The sequence below is a fragment of the Aliirhizobium sp. YIM B11859 genome, assembly GCF_057163345.1.
In genome coordinates, this window is sequence record NZ_JBXHAY010000056.1 from 1 (window position 1) to 608 (window position 608).

Consider the following 608-nt stretch of genomic DNA (forward strand, 5'->3'; position numbering starts at 1 on the left):
GTGAAGTAACCGAGTGCCTCGAGGCGACGCTTGGCCCGCGTGATCATTTCCTGGTTGAAGGCATCGCCTTCGCTGAAGTCGAACTCGCGGCGAATGACGTAGTCGCGGGTGCGGGTATTGCCGCGAATGTCGATACGCTCGACATAGGCACGTTCGCCCTGATCGACCATATAGGAAACGCCGACCGTGTTGTTCTGCAGGTTGCGGTCGCCGCGCGGTGTCACGCGGGCAAAAGGATAACCCTTCGAAGACACACGCTTGGAAATCGCTTCCATCGTCTTCTGGATTTCGCGCGAATCGTAGGGAGCGCCCGGCTTGGTCTCGACCAGATCCTTGAGGTCGTCACCGCTGATGCCCTCGACGCTCGATTCGACATTGACGTCGCCGAACGTGTAATGCGCACCTTCTTCGACGCTGAAGTTGATCGTGTATTTGTTCGTCGCGGCATCCAGCGTCGCGTCGGACGACACAACGCGGAAATCCGGATAACCGTGATTGTAGTAGAACTGGCGCAGCGCTTCTTCGTCGGCGCGCAGCTTGTCCTGGCTGTAGACGTCCTTGCGGGTCAGGAACGACAGCGGGCCGGTTTCCTTGGTCGCGATCACCGA

Annotated in this window: 1 protein-coding gene; it reads right to left on the minus strand. The window is 59.0% G+C overall.

Translation table 11 applies throughout. The features are described 5' to 3' along the window. Positions 1-608, minus strand: a 608-nt coding sequence (locus AC2GXZ_RS32615; RefSeq protein WP_483763391.1) for a POTRA domain-containing protein, incomplete at both ends; no start/stop codon positions are given.